The sequence below is a fragment of the Collinsella aerofaciens genome (assembly GCF_028206795.1).
GTDB classification, from domain to species: domain Bacteria; phylum Actinomycetota; class Coriobacteriia; order Coriobacteriales; family Coriobacteriaceae; genus Collinsella; species Collinsella aerofaciens_AX.
In genome coordinates this window covers 18548-44943 of sequence record NZ_JAQLFJ010000014.1, presented here as the reverse complement: position 1 = coordinate 44943, position 26396 = coordinate 18548, and the positions used below count along the sequence as shown (strand labels likewise).

Sequence of the window (26396 nt, the reverse complement as noted above, 5' to 3'; positions counted from 1 at the left end):
TTTCTCGGGGCCGCCTCTCGGCGGCCTTGCGAAAAACAAATCCAAGTTAGACCATTTCAAATGGTTCGATGTCTGCCTGGATGCGACACTTGAAGTGTCCATCCTCGCAGTATCCGGTTCTCAAGGTGCACGCTTTGCGGCTCATCCGGTTCCACCGGGCCGCGCGGCAAGGAGATATATTGCCAGACCGGAGGGGCCCCGCGGGCGGGAATCGCGCACTCCATAATTTGTTCACAAACGAATATGTCCCTCAGTCGCGTCCCTGAGGTTATAACTGAAGCATTGGCTTCTGATATTGGCGATGACCAGCTGGTTTATAGGTGTTAAGGCATCGGTCATCTCTGGAGCGCCACTTTACTCCAAAAGCATCAGCTATTTGTTTCCCGTCGGTAAAAGGCAGGTTTTGTTCGCCAAGCGTTCTTATATATAGAGAAGTTCGGGTTCGAACCCATGCACCGGCAACAAAAAAGCGATCAACCGGAGTTGACCGTCTCAACAATCTTTGGGTGGGCCGTCAGGGGTTCAGCCTGCTTCGCAGGCGGCCGCTGCGGCGCTTTCGCGCCTTGCGCGCTGCGCTGGCAAACGCTCACGCGTTTACTCAGCTCCGCGCCCCGACGGGTTCGAACCCATGAAAGGGCGACAAAAAAGACGGCCAACCGAAGTTGACCGTCTCAACAATCTTTGGGTGGGCCGTCAGGGGTTCAGCCTGCTTCGCAGGCGGCCGCTGCGGCGCTTTCGCGCCTTGCGCGCTGCGCTGGCAAACGCTCACGCGTTTACTCAGCTCCGCGCCCCGACGGGTTCGAACCCATGAAAGGGCGACAAAAAAGACGGCCAACCGAAGTTGACCGTCTCAACAATCTTTGGGTGGGCCGTCAGGGGTTCGAACCCTGGACCTTGGGATTAAAAGTCCCCTGCTCTGCCAGCTGAGCTAACGGCCCGCGGGTGGCATTGTACCACGGTCTGGGACTATTCCCAACTCCATTGGCCGTTCTGGAAAATCACAACTTCACGTCCATCAGGCGTAATGCCCGCAATATCGATGTCGTCCGTGCCGATCATAAAATCGACGTGCGTGCTCGAGACGTTAACGCCATGCTCCAGGAGCTCCTCCTTGGACATGTCATACCCACCCTCGATGCATTCGGGGAAACCGACACCTAGCGCGAGATGGCAGCTAGCGTTCTCGTCATAGAGCGTATCGTAGAACAGAACACCACTTTCGCGGATCGGCGTGTTCTTGGAAATGAGCGCGACCTCTCCCAGGTGAGCAGCGCCCTCGTCAGTATCGATGATACTTGCGAGCGTTGCCTTGCCCACGCGGGCGTCGTAGTCCACCACGCGGCCGCCCTCGAACTTAATCCAAAAATCGTCGACTTTATTGCCGTGGTGGATGAGCGGCATGGCCGAGTACACGATACCGTCGGCGCGCATGCGATCGGGCGAAGTGAAGACTTCCTCGGTGGGAATGTTGGGGAAGAAGGGGTGCCCATCGGGCGTCTTGCCCTTGCCGCCGGCCCACTCGTGACCTTTCGTCATGCCAATCGTCAGATCGGTTCCATTTGCCGCGGTGTAATGCAGGCAGTCGAAACGATTGTCGTTCAGGAAACGCAGGTTCTTTTCGAATGCGGCGTCATGGAGTTCCCAGTCGCTCTCTGGGTCCTGGCCATCGGCGCGCGCGGTGTGCAGAATCGCATTCCACAGCTTATAGATTGCAACCTCATCGGCGTCTCCCGGGAACACCTCGTGCGCCCAAGCCACGACCGGAGCGCCGGCGATGCACCACGGATTGATGTTGTAATCCAGTCCACGGCGGAAAACTTTGCACTGCGTATTCCTCGCCTTTGATGCCGCGGCCGGCTTGGCTGGATCGATGCCCTTGAGGGCCGCGGGATCCGCACCCTCGATAAAGACAAAGCAGGCACCATCCTGAGCCAAGGAATCCAGCTGCATGCGCTTCCACTCGGGTGTCTGCTCAAAATAGCTTTTCTCGACATGCTCGTACGTGAGCCTCGTCACGGCATCATCGGCCCAAATGACCGTCACGTGGCCAGCGCCGGCGGCATAGGCCTCCGCAACCACCACGCGGGCAAAGGGCGCGCACTCGACCGGAGACTGAACGACGACCTCCTGGCCGGGTTTGACGTTCACGCCCTTGCGGACGACCAGGCGCGCGTAGTTTTTAATCTTGGGCTCCAGGGCCTTCATGCCCTCCAGAGCCTCTTCGACCGTCAGGGCAGCTCGAATCATGTGCCACTCCATCTATCTATAGAACAGTAAAAAGGCGCGCCGCGAAAACGACGCGCCTTATATCTTAGCGATAAGTATGGATACAAACGCTACTTCTTCTTGGAGTCCTTTTTGTCCTCCTCGGCAGCCGCGCGCTCAATAAGAGCGTTGAGCTTGTTCTCGGACATGCCCTCGGCCTGCGTGCGGTACATGTTGCGCAAGGGACGAATGCGAACGAAGTCGTAGATAAAGTCACCCAGAATGATGACATAGGACAAAACGATGCCGACCATCTGGACGGGACTGGACACCGTGCCGCCGGGAGCGAAGTAGAGCGAAGCCCAAATTGCCACGACGAGCACCATGCCGATGGCGAGCACGGCCCACCAGATACGACGGCGCTTGGTGTAGTCCTCATCCTGCTTGAGGAGAATATTCGACACCGTGTAGATACGATCCTCGCGAGCACGCTGCTTGGCCTTGCGGGCGCGCTTCTCCTCCTTGGAAAGGCCGTCCAGGTTTTCACCCTTCTCAAGCTCTTTGCGGCGAGCTTTAGACGAAGCCGGCACGACGCGAACGGAGCTCGCTGCCTGGCGGGCGGGCTTAGCAGATGCGGCGGACTTGCGCGCAACCCCGGTAACTTCGTGGGATTGCGTGCGCTTGTTCGTGGCGCTACGGGTACTCACTTATGCGTTCTCCTTCATGCTTGTGAACTGGGAGCCCGTGATGATCTGGAAGGCTTCGCGATAGCGCTCGGACGTGCCATCGATGACCTCGGCGGGCAGGTGCGGGGTCTCCCCCGTCATATCCCAGTTGGCTTTGAGCCAATTGCGGACGAATTGCTTGTCGTAGCTGGGCTGAATCTTGCCCTCCTCGTAGCTGGCGGCAGGCCAGAAACGGCTGGAGTCGGGCGTGAGGCACTCGTCGATCAGCGTGACCTTGCCATCGATGACACCAAACTCAAACTTAGTGTCGGCAATGATGATGCCACGGGTCGCTGCATACTCGGCGGCAGCCTTGTAGATCTTAAGAGACAGATCGCGGATCTGCGTGGCGATGTCCTCGCCAACGATCTCGCAGCAACGCTCAAACGAGATATTCTCGTCGTGATCACCGATCTCGGCCTTCGTGGACGGGGTGAACAGCGGCTCGGGGAGCTTGGAGGCCTCGGTTAGGCCCTCAGGCAGCTGGATGCCGCAGACGGTGCCGTTCTCGTCATAGGTCTTCTTGCCCGAACCGGTCAGATAGCCGCGGACGATGCACTCGATAGGAATCGTCTGGGCCTTCTTGACCAGCATGGCGCGGCCTGCGAGGTAGTCACGATACTCGGCAAACTCCTCGGGGAAATCCGCCGGGTCGATGGAAACGAGATGGTTGGGGACGATGTCGGCAAACTTATCGAACCAGAATGCCGAGATGCGGTTGAGCACCTCTCCCTTAAACGGAATCTCGTCGGGAAGAATGAAGTCGAACGCAGAAATGCGGTCGGTGGCGACCATCAGCAGGTTTTCACCGGCATCATAGATATCACGAACCTTGCCACGGGAATCCGGACGACGCTCCATCGTTGTCACGTGAGTCACTCCTTACCAAAATACGACAGTAATGCGGGTTCTTTCCCGCACGTTTTCGCAAACTCGGAGCGGCAGGGACGAAACCCCTCCTTCACCGAATAGCGAAAAGCTAGTGCTCCATTGTAGTAGATGCCGCGTCCGCCGTGTGCTCGCGAGGCAGATGAATCGTAAAAGTCGTACCCTTTCCAAGCTCCGACTCCACGGATATGTAGCCGTGATGACGCTCGACAATCTGCTTGGTCACGGCGAGGCCCACGCCCAGGCCACCCGCCTCGCGGGCGCGACTGGCGTCGGCGCGCCAAAAACGACCGAAGATGCGCGACAAATCATCCTTGGCGATACCGATGCCCGTATCCGAAACCGCGATATCGACGTGCTTGCGGTCGCTGAGTACCGACACCACGACCCAACCCCCCTCGGGGGTATAGCGCATGGCGTTACTCAAAAGGTTGATGACGCATTGCGTGATCATGTCGGGATCTGCCTCGACAACGTCATCGTGGCCCTGCGTCTCATCTGCAAAACGCAGGCGCAGATCGCGGTCGACAAACAGGCGCTCCTGGGCATTGACGATGGAACGCACGAACGGAACCATGTCCACCGGTTCGAGATTGAGCGGAGCCGTGCTGTTTTCCATACGCGATAGGTCGAGCATCTGCTGCACCAGACGAGCCAGGCGACGCGTCTCGGAAGCGACCGTCTCCAGGTGTTCGTCGTCGGTGGGATACACACCGTCCTGCATGGCCTCGACCGTTGCAAGCATGGCCATGAGCGGCGTGCGCAGCTCGTGGGCAACATCAGAGGTCAGGCGCTTCTCGTGCTTCATATCTTTCTCGAGTGAGGTGGCCATCTCGTCGAAGGTCTCTCCCAGCTGATCGATTTCGTCATCGCCGCGCAAGCCCGTACGAGCGGACAAATCGCCGTCGCGAATCTGCTTGGCGGTACTGGTAATACGATGAATCGGCTTGGTGAGCATGCGCGACACGAACGATCCGATAACAACCGAGATGCAGACCGCAACAACCGCGGCAAGGGCCATGGCGTTAAAGGTCTTCTCCCTAAACGCAGAGTCCGCCTTGGTGAGCAGAGCGTCGGAGCCGATAGCCCACAGCTTTACCTGTCCGACGTGCTCGCCGGAAGACGTTACGATCTCGACGTTAGCAACGCTATCGGAGTCGGTTGGAGCAGACGAGACCGGGCTATGCGACGCCCTCTTGCCGCTCGTGTCGTCGGTCGTAGCCTGGTTTTCGCGTACATCGGCGGTGGCGCTTGCCGAGGGCCAGGAATCGTCATAAACGATCACACCCTTTTTATTGACGACCTGCATGCCCAGATCGTCGGAAACCAAACTCGACGTTGCGACCGTGCGCAGTTCTCCCGCGGTCCAAGAGCCGTTTTCCTCATATGAGGTCGCCAACTTCTCGGCAGCGGAATTTGCGATTTCGACGATATTGGAGCGTGTGTAATCCGAAAAGACCGTGCCCCACACAACAGAGACAACGCCCACCAGCACCAATACCGTCATGAGCGATGTCAGAGCAAAAGCAAGTGCCATGCGCGAGGGATAGCTCATCGTTGGCCGTGAATCGGAACGAGGCGTGTTCCAACTAGCCTTGGAACCCGCCTCGCTCTCCTGCTTGTGCTTTTGTCCGATTTCAAAGCGCGCAGGTGTCATATGTGATTTCCCTATTTCTCGTCCGACTTATCGGTCTTGGCCGGAGCCTCGAAGCGATAGCCGACACCATGGACGGTGTAGAGCCACTTGGGCTTCTTGGGATCATCGCCCAGCTTGGCGCGAAGATTCTTCACGTGGCTATCGATGGTGCGCTCATAGCCCTCAAAGTCATACCCGAGCACTTTCTCGACCAGCTCCATGCGGTTATACACACGGCCGGGATGACGGGCAAGTGTGGTGAGCAGCTTGAACTCGGAAGCCGTCAGATCGACTTCCTTGCCCTCGACCAAGATCTTGTGGCCCGAGATATCGATGACCAGATCGCCGAAGTCGAGTACCTCGACGGCGGGCTCGTCGGCCTGATGGGCACGGCGGAACAGAGCGCGAACGCGGGCGACGAGCTCGCGCGGCGAGAACGGCTTAATCAGATAGTCGTCGGCGCCGAGCTCAAGACCGATAATACGGTCCTCGATCTCGCCCTTAGCCGTCAGCATGATGATGGGGACATCCGAGGTATCGCGAATGGTGCGGCAAACGCGCTCGCCGGGGATCTTGGGGAGCATAAGGTCGAGCACGACCAGGTCGAACTGATGCTTCTCGAACTCCTCGATCGCGGACTGGCCGTCGCCGACGCCCACAACCCAGTAGCCTTCGCGCTCGAGATAGGCAGCGACGGCGTCACGGATTGCCTTCTCATCCTCGACCAGCAGAATCTTTTTTGCATCTGAAGCCATAACACGGCCCCCCTGTCTCAATTAGCTAAGAACAAGCCCATTTTAACGCACCTGAGCCCGCCAGATGCCGCTATGACGCGGCAGCTCGGCGGGCGGTACTCACAATTACAACGCGTTTATTCCCCTGTTGGCGCCTTTTTAACCCCTCTAAGCTTAAAGAGAGAATAGGCGTGCAGTGACCGTCTCTGGTATACCCTGGCTGTTGCGCACCGTGGCGTACGTAAGGAATGAGTCCGATTTTCCCGCCGTAGCTGGATAATCGCCATACTCCAAAGCGCGGTCGGGCGACAGCAGCGAGCCATAGGTCTTGGCAGAGGTGTCGATCAGGAAATGCGACGCCTGTACCTTAACAAGGTATTTATTCTTCTTGCCAGCCGCACATGCGAGCGGCTCGCGTGACAGGAAGAGGTACGGCCCTCCTTCATTACCGATATACGTGCCCATATTGCCCAGGCTGCCCACGCCACTATAGGCCGCCTCGATAGAAAACACGAAGGTATCGCCCATATATACGGCCTCGAAAGGCAAAACTGACGAAGGAAGGACCAACTGGGCACGCTTGGTGTTGTTGCCGTCGGTCAGATCGATTGCCGTTATGCCGTAGTAGACGCCCTCGTCGTTGCGGACACGCGGCGAGATGGTCAAAATGCCGTCGCTCGCGCGCGGGGCCGATGCAAAGCGGCCCGTCGATTTCCAAATTGTCTCGGCCTTGGATTCATCAAGTGAGCGACGATAGCAAAACGAATCGCTACTCGTTTTATTGCCACCTGCCGAGGGCATTTTATACCAGATGACTGATGACCCGAACGCCGTAAACAGCGGCGGATCATAGTCCTTGCCACCTCGATCGAGCTCAACCACGTCGCCAGAGAGCGAAGCGCCCGACAGATTTTGACCGTAGAGCTTCCACGATGAATTGGCAAAGTTCATCTCAACCCACGCGAATACGCTGTCGCCGGCACGGACATCGTAGAATGCATATCCCGTGCCCTCGATAGGATCCTCGATTAATGTGGTAAGCGAGCCATCGCCCAGGTTGAGCACACCGAGTGTGTTGGCGTGCAGTGCCGATGCGGGCGCCATCATCGCCGCGGCGTAATCGCCGTCGCAGTAGTACAGCAGCGTACCCAGAGGCAGCGTCCATGACGCCGCCGGCTCAAGATCGATGTCGACTGCCTCGTACTCATCCGTAATCGAGATGATTTTGGAATCATCCTTGATAACCTGCGGCTCGCCGGCGGCATCATCGCTGGTGCCCGTTTTTTTCGAGCATCCGGCAAGCACCGTGGCAGCGCCCGCGGCAGCCCCACCGAGTACAAAGCCGCGACGCGATATTCCGTTCTTGATGTGATCGGCGATACCCATTAGGCGATCTCGGTGCGAGCGGCCTCGATAGCGCGTGTAAGCTGGTCGGCGCAGGAGGTCTTTTTCATACCGCAGGTATTACCGGCGAGAACCTCGATTACGCGATCGGCAGGAGCGCCCTCGACCAGCTTGGAGATAGCCTTGAGATTGCCGTCGCAGCCGCCGGTAAACTCAACGCCCATCACCTTGTTGCCGTCATCGGAAAGATCAAGGTGAATATTGCGAGCACACACGCCCTGAGGCTTGTAATCAAACGAAATCATGCGATCCCCTCTCAGAATGTTATTCGAGACGACTATTATCCCCGTCTTTCCCTAAATGCAACGAGGCGCTTTGCCGGCAACACACATTACCAGCAAAGCGCCCTAAAAAGCTAACGTTATGCCCGAACCTACTCGAAGCTCAGCTGCTCCAGACGATCAAAGACCGTGTCGATACGGGTGAGGAAGTCCCACGGATCAAAGATCTCGTCGAGCTTCTCCTGACTGACGGTGCAGCGCGGGTCGGCCTCGAGACGCTCCTTAAAGGTGGGGCCGGAGACACAATCCTGTACCTCGTGCCAGGTTGCCATAGCGTTCTCCTGCACAATGGCGTACGCGTCCTCGCGGGTGATGCCCGTGTCGACGAGGGCGAGCAGTACCTTGGAAGAGAAGATGAGGCCGCGGGTCTTATTGAGGTTGGCCATCATGCGGGCGGGATACAGCTGCAGGCCGTCGATAACGCGGATGAGGCACTGGAACATGTGGTCGAGGGCGATGAAGCTATCGGCCTGGGCGACGCGCTCGGCAGAGGAGTGCGAAATGTCACGCTCGTGCCACAGGGCGACGTTATCGAAGGCAACCTGGGCGTTGGACTTCACGACGCGCGACAGACCGCAGACTTTCTCCATGGTGATGGGGTTGCGCTTGTGCGGCATGGCTGAGCTGCCCTTTTGGCCCTTACGGAACGGCTCCTCGGCCTCGAGCGTATCAGTCTTCTGCAGATTGCGGACCTCGGTAGCGATGCGCTCACAGGTGGCCGCTGTAGTGGCAAGCACGCCGGCAAGGTAGGCATGGTGATCGCGGCTGATGACCTGCGTGGACAGAGGATCGTGGACCAGGCCCAGGTGCTCGCAGACGTACTCCTCGACGAACGGCTCGATGGAGCTGTACGTGCCGACAGCGCCCGAGATGGCACCGAAGGCAACATTCTTGCGGGCGTCCTCAAGACGATCCAGATCGCGCTTGAGCTCCCAGGCCCAAGAGCCAAACTTCATGCCGAAGGTCATCGGCTCGGCGTGGATGCCATGAGTGCGGCCGGCACAGAGCGTGTTGCGCTCCTCAAAGGCGCGACGCTTGCAAATCTCGCCGAGCTTCTTGACGTCCTCGATGATCAGGTCGCAGGCCTGGGTGAGCTGGTAGCACAGGGCCGTGTCGCCCAGATCCGAGCTGGTCATGCCATAGTGAACCCAGCGGCTGGGCTTGGGGTCGCCCTCGGGAACATCGGCATCGATGTATTCCTTCATGTTGGTCAGGAAGGCAATGACGTCGTGGCGCGTGACTTCCTCGATCTCATCGACCTTCGCCTTCTCAAAGTTGGCATGGTCGCGGATCCACTGGGCCTCGTCTTTGGAAATACCGATCTTGCCGAGCTCCGCCTGGGCCTCGCAGGCCAGAACCTCGATCTCCTGCCAAATGGCGTACTTGTTCTCGAGGGAGAAGATGTGTCCCATCTCCGGGCGGGTATAGCGATCGATCATAGCGGCTCCTTTTTGGTTATTGGCACGTTGGTCGTAACCCAACCATTGTACCGTGCGCAGGTGCAAGTATGGGCAGCAGGCATTAACCTAACATTTTGGAATTGGAGCGGGCATGGGGACGTCCGCGTATTTGCTTCGCAAATACGCACCGGCTTCAGTGGCATACCGAGATCCGGGGAAGTGTGGGAGCAAAGCAGGCTGAATCTACCATTCCCGAAATCTTCCTTGCTCCATGGAGCGGGCAACGGGACGTCTGCGTATTTGCTTCGCAAATACGCACCGGCTGCGGTCGCCTATCGGCGACCTTGCCTGCTCGCTATAAACGCTTCGCGTTTATTTAACGCTCGCACCCTGTCGGGTTCGAGTCCCGGCACTTTATTGAAAAAGGCACGGTAACGAAACGTTACCGTGCCTGAAATTCGAATGGAGCGGGCAACGGGACTCGAACCCGCGAGTGTCAGCTTGGGAAGCTGATGCCTTACCACTTGGCGATGCCCGCATATGTGGGGGATAGTATAACGCGGTTGTCTTGTTCGATACAAGGGTGTCGATGCTTGTTTTAGCTGTGGAGAATCGTTTGAAAATCGCGCCAATTGTGGAGATGAGGACCTTTGTCTTTCTTTTCTTACCATCTTCTACCTGCACTTTTATCTGATTGTTGTATTTGAGCTCGATTTGTCAGAAATCGGGCAAGCTTTTGGTCAGGCTCCGGTACTTACCCGCATGAACCTCGGGGGTAGCCTCATCCTACGCGTCGCAACCTCCCCATGCGGCGCACGAGGGATAAGGAGCAGCCATGTCCAACGCACCCACGCACTCTGTCCACAGCGCAATCGCAACAGGTCCGCTGCTCCTGCTCCTCTTCCTGCTTTTCGGCTGCCTGGCACCAGGAGCCGCATTTGCCGTCGATGGCTACGACCAGCTCGGCTTCCGCACTATTAGCGATGATTGTGGGCCCTTCTTCATCGGCAAGTATGAAGCTCAAGACACCTCGATTGCCTACTGCATGAACCAGGAGCGCCCCGGCCCCACCAAACCGGGCGGCCCATGGCTCAACTTTGATCAAGGCTGGGTGTGGCTCGACGACGAGTTCGCGGCAATCGTTTGTCACGGATATCCCACCACCACGTCGTTTGGCGGTTACCATCTTTCACCCGATCGCGCCCGCGCCGCCACCCAGCTTGCCGTATGGATGCTCAACGGCACTACCCATGTCGACGGCACCTACTCCTACACGACCGCTCAGGGTAAAACCAAGAGCGGACACTTTACCGCCGACAATGAAGTCGTGGCGGCTGCGCGGTGGCTCCACGACAGCGCAAAATCAGGAAGCATCAAAGCCGCTCCGCACCGCGCGCGACGCTATCTAGGGGCCGTATCGGGCGGCAGCAAACGTCAAGACATGCTCTATGTACTGCCGGCGGTCTCTGTTTCCTTCCAAAAGCAGTCTGCTGACACCGTTATTACCAGCGGAAACAATACCTATCAGTTTACCGGGGCAACATTCGATATTTTTGAGAGCGCCAGCGGCGCGCGTGTCGGCACCATCAAGATGGACAGCAACGGTCGAGCGCAAGCAACACTTCTGCCCGACACGGCATACTACCTAGTTGAAACGAAGGCGCCGGCCGGCTATGTCCCCCGCCACGATCGTATTGCCTTTACCACGGGGAATGACGGCGGGCGGGTCGCCATTGATGAACAGCCCGGCACCATCAACCTGCGTATCGTAAAACTCGATGCCGCGACGAATGCCGGCCCCCAGGTGGGATCTTCACTCGCAGGAGCAGAGTTCACGTGTGTGTCGCAATCAACCCCTGGATGGGCGCAAATTCTCACGACTGACGAAAGCGGTCGGGCTACCCTCGTCGATGTCCCCTTAGGAACCTTTACCATCTACGAATCAAAAGCCCCCGAGGGCTACCTGCCATCCAACGACAGCTGGACCTATACCGTTGGAGCCGACCAGCTCGGCGATTCAGGCGTAGTCGAGATCGAATCTCGCATTTCCGATATCCCCATTGCGTTTGACCTTGAGATTTCCAAATTCAAGGATTACGGCAATAGCGACCAATCCGGCCTGGAGCAGCCGGCGGGTGGTGTTGTCTTTGAAGTTGTCAGCAACAGCTCTCAGCAGGTTGTTGGCACATTGACCACAAACATCTATGGCTTTGCCTCCACCAAAGATCAGCCCGAAGCATGGTTCGGCACAGGCAAGCGACCCGCCGGTGTCCACGGAGCCGTCCCATACGACCGTGCCGGCTACACGATTCGCGAGGTTCCGGAAACCGTCCCCGAGGGTTTTAAACGTGCAGGGGAATGGACCGTCGGGGCCAATCAGATTTCCAACGGCGCCGAGCTTCAATATATCGTGGACAACCACGCTCTGTCGACGCATCTCCAGATTGTAAAACGCGATGCCCAAACAGGCGCTTCTGTTCCACTAGCCGGATTCACCTTCCAACTCCTCGACAGCAATCACGAACCTGTCTCACAAACTTGCTGGTATCCAGCACATAACGTAATGGACACCTTTACGACTGACGCGACCGGGACCGTCACACTGCCAGAATCGCTCGTGCCGGGCACCTATTATGTACGCGAAGCCTCGGCCAAAGAGCCCTATCTTGTCGGCGAAGAGATCGAGGTAAACATACCCGCCGACATGAACCTAACGCCCGTTGTAATCGCCTCGTATTATGACCACGCCGCGACCGGAAACATCAGGATCGTTAAAACCGATGCCGTAGACGGCAGCAGCCTCGCGGGCGCCGTCTTTGAGATCCGTGCCTCGGGTGATATCGTGCGCCCCGACGGTAGCATTGCCGCGCTCGACGGTGAGACTGTCGCTGCCGTCACGACGGATGAAACTGGAGAAGCACGCGCGGACGACCTCCCGCTGGGATCTGGCACCGCACGCTACGAGGTTGTCGAGACTCAAGCGCCGGCAGGCTTCTTACTCGATCGGACATCCCATATTGTCGACCTTACTTATGCCGACCAGAAAACACCCGTTGTAGAAGCACGGCTTAACGTATCCGACGATTACACCAAGGTAGATATCTCCAAGGTCGATGCAAGCGGCGAGCAGGAAGTGGAAGGCGCACAGCTCACCTTATATGGTCCCGATAAAACCGAAATAGACTCCTGGACCTCATCCGACAAGCCACACCGCGTCGAACATCTTGCACCCGGCACCTACTCGTTGCGCGAAATGATGTCTCCGCGGACCTATGACCTTGCCGAGGAGATAACGTTTGAAATAAAAGATACGGGAGAAGTCCAATCCGTCGCGATGAAGGATGCGCCCATCGAGATCAAGGGGCAGGTCGACAAGCGTCAGGAACTTGTCCAGCCTATCGAAAAGGGCCTGTTGGCTAACGGCGATGGTAAAAACCGCGCCACGACGCAAACCAATAGTGATGGGCTTTTCTCCTATACCATCGATGCTCGAAACGATTCCGCTACTTGGGTTGATGAGTTTACGATTACCGATGATCTTGAGTGCGCCAAAGACGGCACGGCGAGATTCATCTCAATCGAAACCCCCGTCGCCATCGGCGACCTCAATGGTCTGTGCAACGTGTGGTATCGCACGACGCCGTTGGACTCGACAGACGTCGATGAGCCGGCAAACGCGACACTTGACGATGGGCACGAAAATCCTTGGCTTGAGTCCGACGAAGTAAGGGAAAGTCTGGGTGAGGATTGCCGCCTCGTCGATTACGACGGCTGGCACCTCTGGAAGGCGGATGTCTCGACCACGGAATCCACCACACTCGAGGCGAAAGAACTCGACCTTGCGTCCAATACCGTCGTAACGGGCATTCGCATTGAATACGGTGCGGTAGCCGCCGGCTTTACGACTCGAAGCGATGCGGATTCTTGGACCCGCGATGATCTCAAAGATGAGCACGACGACCTTGACGATGCCAAAGCAATCCTTGGCACAGACGCTCGGGGCGCAATCGTGCACATGCAGGCGACGTCGGCTTATACGCCCCAAACCGCACTCACCAACAGCGCACGCGTCGATCTTTGCCGCAACGGCGGCGGCGATAAACTTGAGTCACATGACGAGGACCGTGTCATTCAACGCTGTACCCTACCGCAGGACCTACCGGCAACAGGATCAGTTCCCATCGCCGCTTGCATCACCGCGCTCCTGACCTCGGGTGCCGCAGCCCTATGGTTCGCTCGCCTTAGGTCGACCCCAAAGAAGCGCTAGCGCGATGAAAAAGCGGGCGAGCCAGTCCCCCTGGCTCGCCCGCTTTCAATCATGTAAATCGCCGTATCTACTCTGCAGACGAAGATCCACCATCAACGATTGCCTGCTCGGACTCAGGAATCCCATCGGCACCCGTACTCTGTTCTTGCTCCACCTCTTCGCTGATTGCGGAGGCGGGGGTCGAGCCCTTTGCACCCACGATGTAGGCAGCCCCAAATCCTAACGCAATGGCAATCAAGGTCAAAATCACGTAGACAGGCCAATGGCGCTTAATATACGAAAACACGTTGACTCCTTAGAGCTCCGTCTACGAACGGCGGATAACCTCGGTCACGACCTCGGATACCGTGGCAATGTTCGTCGGGTTGACATTGTGGGGCAGGTCGTCCTCGGTACGAGCGCAAGCCAGACGCGTGCCGTCCACGCCGGCGATGGTGAGGGCTCGGCGGCTCGCCTCGAGCGCGGCATAGGCATCGGTCTTGGCATAGGGCATCTCGAGCGCGCCACAATCGACATGGAACGACTTGCACACCTTGCTGACCAGGTTCATGATGCGGCGATCGCCCTTGAGCAGCTGCTGTTCGCCCTCGACCGTCACCACCGAAAGCCTACCGGCGCCGACGGATTCAAGATTGATGAAGAATACGCCGCGGAGCTTATCGCGATGCGAAGCCAAGAAGGCCTTCATGCCGGCGCCATCACAATCCGAGGCGCCCGTTGCCACAAACCAGATATCGTGACCGAGCAGCTCATCATCGCCCATAGAAGCGACAGCCGAGAGCATATCTTCGGAAGAAGCGCCATCGGAAGACGTAGCGCCGCCCTTCCAGCCATCGTTATCGTCCTCGAAGTTATCCCACGAACCGATACCGCGACCGGACTTCTTGGCATCGTAATCGTCTTCGACGCCCAGCCAATCACTCATGCTGTCCTGCTCGTTTTTCCTTTTACGACCGAACAGGCCACCCAGGCCGCGTTTGCGAGACTTGGGTGCCGCTGGGGCGGGAGCCGAAATGGTCTCGATCGGCTGCGCGCCCGACGCAACGGGCATAGAAGGCGCAACGGGTGCCGATGTGGGTTCGGGACCCTGGGCAGTAGCAAAGGGGTCGTTGACCTGGGCAGAGGGATCGGGAAGGTCGAACAGCGACGTGCGAGACGCAACGTTTGCCTGCTTCATCGACGGTAGCGACGGATCGGGAACCGAAGCCAGCGGAGACGAGGAAGGTGCGGGCAACGGAGCCGACGCCGGATCGGGAACATTCATCTGCGGACGCGGTGATGCCTGGGAGGAAATCTGGGCCATAAGGGAATCGACCGTTTCGTCCTGGGTGGGAGCAGCATCGGCAACCGTGGCACCGGAACCGCTCGGGGTCGGCATGGTGAAAATCTGCGTGGAGTAAGGCCTCGACTCATCCGTCTCGGGAGTCTCGGAAACCGCAGGCACTTCCTCCTGCTCGACCTCGGTCGAATCATCTTGCTCGGCTGCCGCGTATTGCTCTTCGTCAGAGTTGGCCTCGACGGACTCGTCCTCGGCAGCATCCTGAATTTCGGCAGCATCAATGGGCTCGTCATCGTCTGCCGCGCCGCCCTGCTCATCGGAAACAGGAAGGGGCTCGGCAATCGCGGTGCCTTGCTTTTCAAACGTTATCGTGGAATCGAACTTCGCGGCATCAAACGACATGGTGCTATCGACGTGCTGCTGGGGCTCGAAAGACGTCGTCGCCTCAACAACATCCGCGGACGCCGGTTGCTGGGACTCAAAGGACGTTGTGGCTTCGGCGACGTCGACGGGCACGGACTGCATAGCCTCGTTCTGCTCGAACTCTTGCGCCGCGAGCTCACGTGCCGCCTCAGCTGCCTGCTGCTGAGCGATAGCCTCCTGCTCGGCAGCCTCGCGTGCGGCAGCGCGCTTCTCTTCGAAATCGTCGACAAATTTCTTGCCCTTTGCAAGCGCGCCCTTAAAGAAGTTGGAAGCGCTGGCGCCAATCGAAGAGAACGCGGATGCAATATCGGCATGAGGCGTTGCCGCGGGAATCTCGGCCGAGAAATCAGTATCGCTCTCGTAAGACACGCGCCTCGGCTGTTCAACGTAATCGTCGTCAGACTCGTCCGCAACGTCTTGCGCCGGCGCGGCGGGAGCCAAAATGTCCAGTCCTGCCGCGGGATCGATCGCAGACACCGCCTCGGGCTCGGCAACGGCAGCGGTAACCGCGGCAGACTCATCATCCGCAGCGACAACGGGCGCAGGCTCGGGCTCAAACGTCGGCTCCTCGCCCTCCTCGTAATCGAGCGTGCAGGACTCGGGAAGCATTCCGAGCGCACGGATGGCATCCGAACCAAAGCGGATGTTGCCGGCGGCGTTGCGATAGAGCTTGGGCTCGGGCTCGGCCGCGGCAGGCTCCTCCGCCGGCTCAGCAGCGGGAACCTCCTCATTGAACTCTTCGGCCTGGACAGCCTGATTCTGATCCTCGGGCACGATGGCGCCAATCAGCGTCTCGTCGGCAGACGCACCCTCAAAGCCCTCGATCTGCTCGTCAAAAGCCTCGCCCTGTTCGGGCTCGGTTTGAGCGTCGGGAGCAATCGGCTGACCGAACTCGTCCTCGGCGTAGGTAGGCTCTTCGTACTCGATGGTGTTGCCGTAGTCGTTTTGCTGCTGGGCCGCGGCATACTCCGCCGCCGCGCGCGCCATTTCCTCGGCACGACGTTTCTGCTCCCCAAAATAGGTATCGAACGGAACATCGTCGGGAAACTCGTTCTCGCCCTGGAAGGGAGCAACGTTGTCCATAACGCCGAGCATAGCGGCGACAGAAGACTTGTTGCACACCGCGCCGGACGTATAGGGAAGAATGTGGCGGTTAGAGATGATGTTTGCCGCGTTGGCAAGTGCAACGAGGGAAGCGAGGATCGCGACAATCCACAGCAGAACCTTGAGCGCGCCGGGGAGCGGCAGGATACGCAGGATGGCAACGGCAGCAGGGGCAACCGTGGCAACGGGCAACAGCTTGGCGATGAGCGCACGATACGAAGCATAGGGCTCGCGGGCGAGCAGCTCAGCACGGGGAGAGTCGTAGTGTGCGACAACGACCACCGGGCGGTTGCGCGGAGACGCGAGCGGGCCCGAGGCCTTGTGGTAGGCGATGACATTTTGGCTCACGCCCGTTTTGCCCAGGCGCGAAACCACGGGGTGGCCCGTGCGCTCGAGCACGTAAAGAACGGCGCCGACAATGGCCAGCAAGGTGCCGACCAAGCCGATACCGCCGCCGATGCCCATCAGCAGGGCGCCGGCAAACGCAAGAATACCGGTAACGGCAAATGCCAATCTACTGGGCGCCGGGGCATTGAACTCCTGAACCTCGGGGTCAAAGCCGTGGTTGCGGAAGATCTGAGCGATATCCTCGGCAGCCAAGCGCTCTTCTTCGCTGCATGCCGGCGTAATGCCGGTGTTCTGCAGCAGGTGGTTAATATAGTTCTGGGTGTTCGCCATGTGCGCTCCACATCCATAATCCGACAAATAGGCCCAATGCATGCACATTAGAACCGTATATAGTCGAAAGTATACCCCGAGCGAGCGCAAACGACCGAATTCGGGCCATCTTAACGCCTCGAGCGGACAAGGATATAGCCTAATCTCCATATCGGACTAAAATCATGGCAGCAAACCACCTTCTCATGCGAGGACTCTATGACGGCAAGCGACGCGACCGCAACAATTAAAAAGGGGAATTCGGAGCCCGGTTTCGATAAAACGGCTCAGCGCATCCTCAATCTTTTCTTTGTGCTCAACAGCTCCCCCGAACCGCTGACGACCGAGCAGATCGTCTTGGATTCTGACCTGGGATATGGCTCGGGCAATATCGACTCGGATAAGCGCAAGTTTCGGCGCGATCGTGACAAACTGCTCGAGCGTGGCATCTTAATCAAGGAGGTTCGCCCCGCCGGTGCGCAGGAGACCGAGGAAAGCTCGTGGACAATCGACCGCGAGCACACGTTTGCTGCAGGCGGCCTCATCACCGCAGACGACGCCGATATCCTACTCAACGCCATCGACCAGACGCTAGCGGCCGGCTCTTCCACCTTTGCCGCGCCGCTTGCCGATATTCGCTCCAAAATTGCCTACCTCACCGGCATGTCGGCGGTGGACGAAGTACCGATCCGCCGCTCTCCCACCGTCGATGCGGTATGGAGCGCCTTTGCCGAGCGATGCGCGCTGCGATTTTTATATCAGAACGGACGCGGCGAGCAGAAAGAACGTACCGTCTGCGTATACGGCATGTTCGAGCGCGAGGGCGTGGCGTACTTCTGCGGCCTCGACAACGTCACCGACGACATCAGGACATTCCGCTGCGACCGTATCGTTCGCGCTTGGCGTCCTTCGAAGGCCTACGTCACCCCCGCGGACTTCAATCTCAACGACTATCTGTTCTTTGAATTCGATTTTGCCGACCGACCGACCGTTGCAGCCACGTTCTCGTTCGCCCCTCAGACGCAGATCGATATGATCAACGGCCTCACGCGCGGGCGAGGCCAACTCACGCACGCCGAAGAAGGATGGACTTGGACCGTTGACGTGCGCAATCTTGAAGCCGCCGCCTCATTTTGCATGGCCCACGCCATGGACGGCATGAGGCCCATGGCCCCCAAATCGCTCAAGCAGGCGTGGAACCACCTCATTGAAAGGACGGTGCACGAGCATGCCCGTGCGTAAACTCACCAGCGAGCAGAGACTCTCGCGCGCCATCGACATCATGGAGGCCCTCTACGCCGCCGGCGAGAGCGGCATGACACGAACCGAAATTTGCGGCCGCTTTGACATCACGGGAGTATCGCTCGACGAGATTCTCGAGATCGTCTCGACGCTCGCGGACCGAGAATCGGGTGCGCGCATCATCTGCGAATGCCACGGCGAGCGTGTGGTCCTCACCGGTGACGCCGGACGTGTGCTACCGCTGCGCCTGAGTGCCGCCGAAGGCGCTGTGCTCAACCATGAACTTGAATCGTTGGGGATCGAGCCGCAGACGGCAGCTCGGATTCGACATGCCCTTCTGCCCGAAGAGCTCGGCTATAACCAGCGCGTCTTTGACACCGTCAACCACGGGTCGCACTGGCAGCAGCTGAGCTGCGCCATTCAGGATGGCGTTCGCTGCCGCATCTCGTATCGCTCGATGGACGATGCACGGCCACGCGAGCGTCTGGTCGACCCCTTGCGCATTACGGCAAACGGCGACCAAACATACTTGATTGCCTGGGACATCGCAGTCGATGAGCAGCGCATCTATCGCATGGATAAAATCGAGGGACTCACCTTGACGGAAGAATCCGTCGTGTCTCACGCACCGGACGTCGCATCCCTCCACGATTCCCTTGCCCGGACGCAGCGTAGCGCAAAGCTCTTGATGCCATTCGATATGGCGGAGCATCTGGACTGGGCCGGCATCACCCTAATCGAGCACAGCGGGGCAGACATGGCAACGGTAACCGTGCATTATGGCTCCGAGCGTTGGCTACTGAGCCAGATAATCGCAGCGGGCGGAGCCATCCGCATCTTGGATGACCCCGCCCTGTCAAAGCGTCTGTGCGATATGGCAAAAACCCTCGTCTGTCCGCTTTAGCGCCGCCGCTCGTGGTGTGCGCGCCACAGTTGCAGATAGTGACCGATCTGCGCCGATTCGATGCGCTGGTAGGAGCTCGTGGGCAGCGACGTTAAGAACTTCTTCCCGTAGCCCTTCGTCACCAGGCGCGGGTCGGCCAGAATCAGCACGCCGCAATCGGTCGACGAGCGGATAAGGCGGCCGGCCGCCTGCTTGACCTCGAGCACCGCCTCGGGCAGCGAATAGCGCGCCCAAGCGCGGTCCTCGCGCAGGTTGCGCTCGCACGAGAGCGGGTCCGTGGGGCTCGAGAACGGCAGCTTGGGAATGATGACGCAACGCAGCGTCTCGCCGCCGGCGTCAAACCCCTCCCAGAAGGCCTTAAGCGCAAAAAGCGACGAGGTCGGCTCATTGATAAACCGGTCGCGCAGGCGACGAGGAGATGAGTTGCGCTGCTGGCAGTTGAGCTCCAGACCCGCACGGGCCATCTTGGGCTCAACGCGGGCGTACAGGTCTTCCATGTCGCGCCGATTGGTGAACAACGTGAGCACCGATCCGCCCATGGCAAGATGGGCGTCGACCAGCACGCGCTCGAGCGCCGTAAGATAGCTCTCACGATCGCGCGGATCGGGGATATCGCCCGCAACGACTACAGCCATGTTCGAATCGAAGTCGTAGCTCGAGTCCAAGTGCAACGATGAGGATGTTGAAGCACCGATGCGATCGAGGCCGACCGCGTGGTTAAAGTGTTCAAAGCTTTTGGACACCGTCATGGTCGCCGAGGCAAAGATAGCCGTGTGAACCTCGGGCAGCCACTCGGTCGCCAAGGCCTCGCCAATGTCGATGCGCTCTGCGGTCATCGACTCTCCGCCGGCACGCAGCCTGCGATTGACCTGCAGCGAATACACGTAGTGTTCATCGGTGCCATCAATGATGAGTTTGAGGTTCTCGGCCAGCTCGTGCAGGCGGCGCGAGATATCACCCAGGTCGACAACAACCTCGGGCTTGTCGGCGGCGACGGCTTGCACCAGCGCTTCGACGCTCTTGTCAGCCTGTTCCAATGCGTCGATGGCAGCGTAGGCCGACTGTAAGAAATCATGCCAGTCGTCAGATTCGCGCAGCTCGGGGCCAATCCATAGATTGGCATTGTCATAGCCCCCACGGGCACGGCGACCGAGCTCGCGAACGCCATCGAACACGTCGGCGATTGCCATGCTCGCGCGCGCAACCATCGACGTTGCCTTGGCAGTAAGGCCCAGATAGAGCGTAGAGCCCTCGGAGGTTGCCAAATCACGGGAAACCTGGCTTAGCGCGCCGGTGCTCGAGCCACCCAGGCGCTCAAACAGAACGCGTGATTCGTCCGCCGACACCACGCGCGCCCACTGGCGGCGCGCCTCGCGCTCGATGGAATGGGCCTCGTCGATTACCCAATGACGAATCGGAGGTAAAATCCTACCCTCAGCCGCGACGTTGCGGAACAGCAGGGAATGGTTGGTGACCACCACATCGGCATGCGCCGCACGACGGCGAGCGCCGTGGACCAAACATTTATCAGGGAAAAACGGGCAGAGGCGACGAGCACACTCGCGCGAGGCCGTCGTAAAGTCGGGGCGGTTGACGCTGCGCCACCGAATGCCGAGCGAGTCGAGGTCGCCATCGGCTGATTGGCAGACGTACGCCATAATGACCGCGACCGCTGTGAGCGTGTCCGCCGGATCGCGCTTGGTGGTAATCTCGACCTGGCTGCGGCTCATGCGCTCAAGCTTGCGCAGACACGGATAGTGGTCATATCCCTTAAGAGCGCAAAATGACAGGCCACCGTCCAGTTGCTCGGCAAGTTTTGGCAGCTCATGGTACATGAGCTGGTCGGCAAGATTGTTCGATTTGGTCGCAATACCAACCGTGATGTTGTTACGGCGTGCTGCCTCGGCAAAAGGCACCAGATAGGCCATCGATTTGCCGACGCCCGTGCCCGCCTCAATTACGCGATGTGTGCCCGTGACCAGCGCATCGCGGACCTCGAGCGCCATCGCGATCTGCTCATCACGCGGCTCGTAAGTGGGATACATGCGATTGACCAGGCCACCCGGCGCATAGTCTGCCTCAATCTCCTCACGACTCGGCATCTTGAGGACCGGCAGTTCGTCGGCGTCCACCCGATCGTCGGCGCGATCGGCCTTGAGAACGTCAGCACGAGCGGCGCTGAGAGAGAAGATAGAACCAGGGTTCTGCCCCGCCAAGAATGAGAAGATAGGACGATAGGACCAAGGCACATCCGGATGCATGTCGGCTAGGCGCGCCATGAGGCCCTGGGGCAAGTCGGTGAGCGCCACGAGCAACACACGCCATACGCCACACAGGGCGTCGACGTCGGCATTGGCACGGTGTGATACCGAGTCACAGCCAAACAGATCGGCCATAAAAGACAGCTTGTGCGAGGCCAGGCGCGGAAGCGCGATGCGCGACAGCGCCAGCGAATCGATCCAAATATCGCTCACGTTGACGCCGCCTTTGACCGACTCGATAAACGAGCGATCGAACGTGGCGTTATGTGCGATCACCGGGCAACCACCGACAAAATCGGCGAGAGCGGCGACGGCCTCAACGGCCGACGGGGCATCTGCCACATCGGCATTTGTAATGCTCGTGAGCTCGGTAATCTCGGCGGGAATCAGTTGCTTGGGATGCACGAAGGTATCGAAGCGGTCAACGACCTCGCGGCCCGAAAGGCGGGCCGCCGAGATCTCGATCAGCTCATTGTCCTGCACCGAAAGACCCGTGGTCTCGGTATCGAGGACGATCACATCTTCCTCGATAAGGCCGAAGGACTGCGTTTTGGCGCGCTCGGCAAGCGTGGCATAGGAGTCGATGACAAACTGCGGCGTTCCTGACGAAACCGCGTCCTCGATTAGCATGCAATGCCCGCTCGACGAAGACCCATACGGATCAGGCTGTCACAGACCTGCGGGAACGTCATGTCGTCGGTGTGGCGGATCTCATCCGGATACAGCGACGTATCGGTCATGCCGGGAATGGTATTGGTCTCGAGGATAACGGGGCCATCCTCGCTCACGATAAAATCGCTGCGCGAGATGCCCAGGCAACCGAGGGCCTTGTGAGCGGCACAGGCAAGCTCCTGGGCACGAGCATAGTTCTCGGGTGAAATCTGCGCCGGAATGCGATGGATGTCCGTAGGGTCGACATATTTCACGTCCAGATCGTAGAACTCGCAGTCCTCGGGCTTACGGATCTCGACAATCGGCAGGGCGCGCACGTCGTTCTCGCCGTACACGCCGACGGTGATCTCGGTACCCTCGATGCACTTCTCGACCAGCACTTTGTCGCCGTACTCAAACGCCTTGGCGATTGCCGCGGGCAGCTCGGAGGGCTCATGGACCAGGGAAATGCCATAGCTGGAACCGTTGACGGCCGGCTTCACAAAGCAGCGCTCGCCACAAACCTCGACGATATGATCGATATCGACTTCATCGCCCACCTCGAGCGCAAGGCCGGGGGCAATGGGAATGCCCGCCTTGGCGTACAGGAGCTTAGAGACCTCTTTGTCGGCACCGCAGGCGCTAGCAAGCACGCCCGAGGCCGTGTAGGGGATACCCAGGGTCTCCATGGCGCCCTGCATGGCACCATCCTCGCCGCCGGCACCGTGCATGGCGATAAACGCCACGTCAAAGCCGCCGGTTGCCATGGTTACCATAAAGTCATCAGCGGCCGTATCGAGCAGCTCCACCGAGGTGTAGCCGGCTTCCTTCAGTGCCACCACAACGTTCTTTCCCGAATTGAGCGAGATCTCGCGCTCAGCGGAATGACCGCCCGCCAAGACCGCTACGTGCATGTTCTCTAGGCTTTTACCCGGCATGGGCAGACTCCTCCTCTATAATTTCTGCAGCTGATACCATATTGTAGCGATACCCTCTACGTTTCCCCAAAATCGAAAGGCTTCCATGAATCCCAGGACTAAATCTCAGGACATTCGCGACTTGAGCCAAAACGATATTCGCGAGCTCGTGGCCGAACTTGGCCAGCCCGCGTTCCGCGCGAAGCAGCTCATTGAATGGGTCTTCGAGAAGAACGTTTGTTCGTTTGACGATATGACCAACCTTCCCAAGGCTTTCCGCGAGCAACTTAAAGAGGCTTTTGCCTTTGACACGCCCACTGAACTCACCAAGCAGGTTTCCAAAGATGGCTCGCGCAAGTATCTGCTCGAGTACCACGACGGCGTTTCCGTCGAGACCGTCGGTATGCCCCGTCGCAACAAGCTTTCCGTCTGCGTGTCCACCCAGGCAGGCTGTGGCATGGGCTGCGCCTTTTGCGCTACCGGCCTCAACGGCCTCAAGCGTTCTCTGACCGCTCAAGAGATCGTCGACCAGGTACTTCATGTATCCAACGACTTTGGTGAGCGCGCCACGAGCGTTGTCTTTATGGGCCAGGGCGAGCCGTTTGCCAACTACGACGAGGTTCTCAAGGCGCTGCGAATCCTCAACGACTCCGACGGCATCGGTATCGGCGCTCGTCACCTCACCGTCTCTACCAGCGGCGTTATTCCCGGTATTCGCAAATTTGCCGACATCCCCGAGCAATTCACGCTTGCCGTTTCCCTGCATTCCGCCATCCAGTCGACGCGCAATAAGCTCATGCCCGGTGTTAAGAAGTACACGCTGCTTCGCCTTCACGAAGCGCTTCAGCTCTACACCGAGAAGACCGGCCGCCGCCCAACCTATGAGTATGCCATGATCGAAGGCGTCAACGATACGAATCCCGAGATGCAGGCGCTCTGCGACTTCTGCGAGGGAACGCTGTGCCACGTTAACCTCATTCAGCTTAACGACATCGAGGGCAGCCCGCTCAAGCCGTCGCCGATTCATAAGGTTGAGGATCTTCAGCGTCGTCTAGAGTCCCGTGGCATCGAGACCACGATTCGTAACTCCCGTGGTAACGATATTGACGCCGCTTGCGGACAGCTGAAGCAGCGCTTCAAAGTTCAGAAGAACGCATAGGGGAGTCGCACCCCAAAACGTTTCATGTGAAACATCGAACGGCCCCGGTTACAGGAGATGCAACCGGGGCCGTTTTATTTATTGTCCTTAATTTTGAATATGCTGCTACCTGTCCCATGTTTTACGGCCAAAATAAGAGGCCCTTGTCTCATGAATTAGACAAGGGCCTCTCAAAATATGCTGAGTAATTGTTAGGTACCTAATAGCCTACATTTTCCCATTGGTTGCTAACCCAACCTTGATTAATCTTGGGATTCTTCGTTACCTGAGCAGTACGTATGGCAACATCTTCGGTCATGACATCCATTTTCTTTTTGGAAGTATCGACGATATCTTGCGCACCACGAAGCAAACGACCTCGAAGTTCATCGTCTGTCGCGATCTTATAGCCGGCAAAGGCACCAGCTGCGACAGTCGTCGCCAATGCAATCGCTGTTAAAATCTTATTCCTCATCCTGGCCTCCTTGATCAAACTGAATCATTTCGCCAAGAATACGAGAGAGCTCTTCCTCGTCTTTAAACTCAATCTCAATCTTATTCTTTCCACGCGAGCTCTTCACACGCACGTTGGTATTAAATACCTGACGAAGCACACGGGCAGCCTTTTTAAAAGACTGAGGCGTTGCAGGTCTAGGCGTTTTAGGTGTCTCTCCGGCAGAAAACAACGGAGCAAGATTTTCTGTCGCTCTTACGGAAAGGCCCTCCGCAACAACTTTCTCTGCTAGTCGAATTCGTGCATCCTCATAGGGAACTGCAAGAATCGCACGTGCATGACCAGCAGTAAGTTTGCCCTCAAAAATCATCTGCTGAACAACTTCGGGGAGATCGAGAAGGCGTAGCGAGTTTGTAATTGCAGAGCGTGACTTGCTTACTGCCTTCGACAATGCCTCCTGGGTCATACCGCTGGCATCGATGAGCTGTCGATAGCCCTTAGCCTCTTCGACGGGATTCAGATCAGAACGCTGAAGGTTTTCGATAAGAGCAAGAGCCAGCATCTCTTCATCATTAACGTCTTTAATGATGACAGGCAGTTCCTCAAGACCAGCAAGCTTTGACGCCTGGTAACGACGCTCGCCAGCGATGATCTCATAGCCGTTTCCATGTTTGCGAACCAAAAGCGGCTGCAAAACGCCATGTTCTTGGATTGACTCGCTCAACTCACGAAGTTCAGTTTCGTTAAAGTGAATTCGCGGCTGATTAGGATTGGGAACGATATCCTCAATTGGTAGTTTTGTTTCAGATGCGGCATTTGAAGCCGATGTAGCCGAACTACCGGTCTCATACTCGGCCTCTGAGACCAAAGCATTGAGTCCACGTCCCAATCCGCCACGTTTCTTTGCACTAGGCACGCTTGATCACCTCTTTTGCAAGGTTCATATACGCTTTTGCACCCTTATTCTGAGGTGCATAGGTAATTACCGGTTCTCCAAAAGACGGAGCTTCGGAGATTTTAACCGTACGGGGGATCAGCGTCTTAAACGCCTTGTCACCAAAGTACGATTGAACCTCCTCAACAACCTGATTCGATAGAGAAGTTCGCGAGTCATACATGGTCATAAGCACACCATAGGTGTCCAAGCCCTTGTTCAGACGTGATTTAACCATCTTCATTGACTCAAGCAGCTTCGTTACGCCTTCGAGTGCGTAATACTCGCACTGGATCGGAATCAAAACGCTGTCTGCTGCGGTCAAGGCGTTGATAGTAAGCAGGCCGAGCGAAGGGGGACAGTCAATGAAAATAAAATCGAACTCGTCCTGAATCGGCTCAAGCAAATCTTTGAGGCGGGTTTCACGAGCAATTGCGCTTACGAGCTCAATTTCGGCACCTGCAAGCTGAATCGTAGCCGGAATAACGAATACCTTTTTGCAATTTGTATCAAGAACAAGTGATTCTGCCGGCACGTCATTCAACAATGCATCATAGATGCAGTGATCAAGGTCTTCTTTTTCAATTCCAAATCCACTGGTGCTATTTCCCTGCGGATCAAAATCGACAATCAGTGTCTTACGACCCTGCTCACCCAACGCTGCTGCAAGGTTTACAGCCGTCGTTGACTTACCAACGCCGCCTTTTTGATTGATGATTGCAATGATACGCGTGTCTTTTGCGCTCTTAGAACGCTTAACGTCGCGAAATCCCACGGTCCCTCCTGGTGTGTATTAAAGCTGTCAAACGGAGGATGTTTCACGTGAAACATTCCGAATCGATATCAACCGCCATGTTTCACGTGAAACACTGCAAGTTGTTAGTATCCATTA

The 26396-nt window shown here is 57.8% G+C and carries 19 protein-coding genes and 2 tRNA genes; 4 read left to right on the top strand and 17 right to left on the bottom strand.

What is annotated here, in order from left to right:
* Nucleotides 1–865 precede the first annotated feature (865 nt).
* From PMX70_RS08985 to PMX70_RS08940, 10 genes are all read right to left on the bottom strand, one after another.
* Nucleotides 866–938, bottom strand: a tRNA-Lys gene (locus tag PMX70_RS08985).
* Nucleotides 939–966: 28 nt separating this feature from the next.
* On the bottom strand, nt 967–2247 hold the full coding sequence (locus PMX70_RS08980; protein ID WP_271740459.1) for an aminopeptidase: 1281 nt from the start codon (nt 2245–2247) through the stop codon (nt 967–969).
* A gap of 89 nt (nt 2248–2336) precedes the next feature.
* Nucleotides 2337–2912: a hypothetical protein gene (locus PMX70_RS08975; protein ID WP_271740458.1), complete on the bottom strand. Its 576-nt coding sequence runs from the start codon at nt 2910–2912 to the stop codon at nt 2337–2339.
* Nucleotides 2913–3791 carry a phosphoribosylaminoimidazolesuccinocarboxamide synthase gene (locus PMX70_RS08970; protein ID WP_035136481.1) on the bottom strand — a complete coding sequence of 293 codons (879 nt, stop codon included), beginning with the start codon at nt 3789–3791 and terminating at the stop codon, nt 2913–2915. It lies immediately after the preceding gene.
* Nucleotides 3792–3909: 118 nt separating this feature from the next.
* A complete protein-coding gene (locus PMX70_RS08965; RefSeq protein WP_271740457.1) occupies nt 3910–5475 on the bottom strand; it encodes a sensor histidine kinase in 1566 nt (521 codons plus the stop codon).
* 11 nt (nt 5476–5486) lie between these two features.
* Entirely contained in the window at nt 5487–6209 is a 723-nt protein-coding gene (locus PMX70_RS08960; RefSeq protein ID WP_006236208.1) for a response regulator transcription factor, read from the bottom strand.
* Nucleotides 6210–6362: 153 nt separating this feature from the next.
* Nucleotides 6363–7574 (bottom strand): twin-arginine translocation signal domain-containing protein, encoded by a 1212-nt coding sequence (locus PMX70_RS08955; RefSeq protein ID WP_148331778.1) that lies wholly within the window; start codon nt 7572–7574, stop codon nt 6363–6365.
* Nucleotides 7574–7837: a TIGR03905 family TSCPD domain-containing protein gene (locus PMX70_RS08950; RefSeq protein ID WP_006236206.1), complete on the bottom strand. Its 264-nt coding sequence runs from the start codon at nt 7835–7837 to the stop codon at nt 7574–7576. The genes PMX70_RS08955 and PMX70_RS08950 overlap by 1 nt, the downstream gene beginning before the upstream one ends.
* Before the next feature lie 128 nt (nt 7838–7965).
* Nucleotides 7966–9312: an adenylosuccinate lyase gene (gene purB / locus PMX70_RS08945; RefSeq protein WP_055251306.1), complete on the bottom strand. Its 1347-nt coding sequence runs from the start codon at nt 9310–9312 to the stop codon at nt 7966–7968.
* A gap of 424 nt (nt 9313–9736) precedes the next feature.
* A tRNA-Gly gene (locus PMX70_RS08940) sits at nt 9737–9811 on the bottom strand.
* A 297-nt stretch (nt 9812–10108) separates the two neighbouring features.
* On the opposite strand from PMX70_RS08940, the gene PMX70_RS08935 reads away from it, so the two are divergent.
* A complete protein-coding gene (locus PMX70_RS08935; protein ID WP_271740456.1) occupies nt 10109–13540 on the top strand; it encodes a SpaA isopeptide-forming pilin-related protein in 3432 nt (1143 codons plus the stop codon).
* 67 nt (nt 13541–13607) lie between these two features.
* On the opposite strand, the gene PMX70_RS08930 is transcribed toward PMX70_RS08935, so the two are convergent.
* On the bottom strand, nt 13608–13826 hold the full coding sequence (locus tag PMX70_RS08930) for a hypothetical protein (RefSeq protein WP_022094153.1): 219 nt from the start codon (nt 13824–13826) through the stop codon (nt 13608–13610).
* Nucleotides 13827–13847: 21 nt separating this feature from the next.
* Nucleotides 13848–17024 (bottom strand): hypothetical protein, encoded by a 3177-nt coding sequence (locus PMX70_RS08925; protein WP_271740455.1) that lies wholly within the window; start codon nt 17022–17024, stop codon nt 13848–13850.
* 198 nt (nt 17025–17222) lie between these two features.
* Here PMX70_RS08925 and PMX70_RS08920 point away from each other — a divergent pair, with 198 nt between their 5' ends.
* Both PMX70_RS08920 and PMX70_RS08915 read left to right on the top strand, forming a co-directional pair.
* On the top strand, nt 17223–18245 hold the full coding sequence (locus tag PMX70_RS08920) for a helix-turn-helix transcriptional regulator (protein WP_271740454.1): 1023 nt from the start codon (nt 17223–17225) through the stop codon (nt 18243–18245).
* Nucleotides 18232–19149 (top strand): helix-turn-helix transcriptional regulator, encoded by a 918-nt coding sequence (locus PMX70_RS08915; protein WP_271740453.1) that lies wholly within the window; start codon nt 18232–18234, stop codon nt 19147–19149. The genes PMX70_RS08920 and PMX70_RS08915 overlap by 14 nt, the downstream gene beginning before the upstream one ends.
* On the opposite strand, the gene PMX70_RS08910 is transcribed toward PMX70_RS08915, so the two are convergent.
* Both PMX70_RS08910 and PMX70_RS08905 read right to left on the bottom strand, forming a co-directional pair.
* Nucleotides 19146–22040, bottom strand: a complete 2895-nt coding sequence (locus PMX70_RS08910) for a helicase C-terminal domain-containing protein (protein WP_271743392.1) — start codon at nt 22038–22040, stop codon at nt 19146–19148. The two genes, PMX70_RS08915 and PMX70_RS08910, sit on opposite strands and share 4 nt — an antisense overlap.
* The gene (locus PMX70_RS08905; RefSeq protein WP_271740451.1) at nt 22034–22999 is read right to left on the bottom strand and encodes a D-alanine--D-alanine ligase family protein; all 966 of its coding nucleotides are present in this window, start codon (nt 22997–22999) and stop codon (nt 22034–22036) included. The genes PMX70_RS08910 and PMX70_RS08905 overlap by 7 nt, the downstream gene beginning before the upstream one ends.
* A gap of 85 nt (nt 23000–23084) precedes the next feature.
* Here PMX70_RS08905 and rlmN point away from each other — a divergent pair, with 85 nt between their 5' ends.
* A complete protein-coding gene (rlmN, locus tag PMX70_RS08900; RefSeq protein ID WP_271740450.1) occupies nt 23085–24137 on the top strand; it encodes a dual-specificity RNA methyltransferase RlmN in 1053 nt (350 codons plus the stop codon).
* Between the two features lie 199 nt (nt 24138–24336).
* Here the strand turns inward: rlmN and PMX70_RS08895 are convergent, their stop codons facing one another.
* From PMX70_RS08895 to PMX70_RS08885, 3 genes are read right to left on the bottom strand one after another with little or no spacing between them, the layout of a single operon-like run.
* Nucleotides 24337–24591 carry a hypothetical protein gene (locus tag PMX70_RS08895; RefSeq protein ID WP_271743391.1) on the bottom strand — a complete coding sequence of 85 codons (255 nt, stop codon included), beginning with the start codon at nt 24589–24591 and terminating at the stop codon, nt 24337–24339.
* Nucleotides 24581–25486, bottom strand: a complete 906-nt coding sequence (locus tag PMX70_RS08890; RefSeq protein ID WP_271743390.1) for a ParB/RepB/Spo0J family partition protein — start codon at nt 25484–25486, stop codon at nt 24581–24583. The genes PMX70_RS08895 and PMX70_RS08890 overlap by 11 nt, the downstream gene beginning before the upstream one ends.
* Entirely contained in the window at nt 25479–26279 is an 801-nt protein-coding gene (locus PMX70_RS08885; RefSeq protein ID WP_022093800.1) for a ParA family protein, read from the bottom strand. Before PMX70_RS08885 ends, PMX70_RS08890 begins: the two co-directional genes overlap by 8 nt.
* Nucleotides 26280–26396: the final 117 nt, after the last annotated feature.